Genomic DNA, 1,170 nt, shown 5'->3' with positions numbered 1-1,170 from the left:
GCAGCCAGGGCGGCGGCATAGACTTCCTTCAAGGGAACACCGGCGGCCCGGGCAGCCTGGCGGCAGGATTCATATTCCGGGGCTACGTTGGTGATTTCCCCGTCTCCGGGACCATTGTAGCGCCCCCACTTGACGGTTACCGGGCCGTAAGGCGTGAGCACCTCGGCCTGCTGCCGCTGGCAGACCAGGCGCTGGTCGCGGCGGAAGCGCAGGCCCAGGGTACTGGAATGGCGGAAGATGGCTGCCGCTACTGCGGCAAGGCGGTTTTCCGGGCAGAGGGCTGTAAAAAGGACGCCGGGCCGGCCCTTTTTCATTTGTACCGGGTAAAGGTAGGCATCAATTGCCCCGGCAGCAAAGACCTCCTCTATGAGGGCCGGGAAAAACTCCGGGTTCATGTCGTCAATGGTCGTCTCTACGACAAAAATACTCCCGTCACCTTCTGGTTGTTCCGGCGTGATTTCTCCCAGGACCAGGCGCAGGAGGTTGGGATGGGATAAAGATGTTTTCCCGGCGCCAAAACCGGTGCTGGTCAATGTCATGGCCGGGAAAGGACCGAAACCATCAGCCAGGGTAGTAATGAGGGCTGCCCCGGTGGGCGTTACCAGCTCGGCTTTATCTCCGGTGCCATAAACAGGATAACCCCGGAGCAGGTAGAGGGTGGCCGGTGCCGGTACCGGCAGCTTGCCGTGATGGCATTCGACCCAGCCGGAGCCCAGGGGCAGGGGTGAGGATATAACCCGCTCAACACCCAGGAGGTGCAGGCCCAGGACGGTGCCCACAATATCGATGATGGCATCAACCGCCCCGACTTCATGGAAATGGACCTTTTCAGGACTGATGCCGTGAACCTGGCCCTCAGCCCGGGCCAGGTTATAAAAAACCGCCGCAGCCTTTTCCCGTACCGGTGGGGGCAGCGGGCTGCTGTCGATTAGCTCCAGGATATCCGGCAGGTGGCGGTGACCCTGGTGACCGGCCACCTGCACTTCGACATCTATGGCGGCTATGCCCTGCTGGCTGGTTTCCCTGACCTTTAATTCCCACCCGTCCAGGGGGAGTTCTTTTAACCGCCCTGCCAGTTCATCCCCGGGAAGGCCATTGGCCAGCAGGGCCCCCAGGCACATATCGCCGCTGATACCGGAAAAGCAATCAAAGTAGGCGACTTTCATCTTT

1 protein-coding gene is annotated in these 1,170 nt (G+C 60.9%); it reads right to left on the bottom strand.

Annotated features, from left to right (window positions below):
• Positions 1-1,170: nickel pincer cofactor biosynthesis protein LarC (larC, locus tag NWF31_RS14445; protein WP_258361204.1), on the bottom strand; the 1,170-nt coding region annotated here is incomplete at both ends.

The sequence above is a fragment of the Neomoorella sulfitireducens genome (assembly GCF_024733845.1).
In the GTDB taxonomy this organism is placed as follows: Bacteria; Bacillota; DSM-521; order Neomoorellales; family Neomoorellaceae; genus Neomoorella; species Neomoorella sulfitireducens.
Note: the sequence above shows the minus strand (reverse complement) of the source record. Positions and strands in the feature narration are given on the sequence as shown.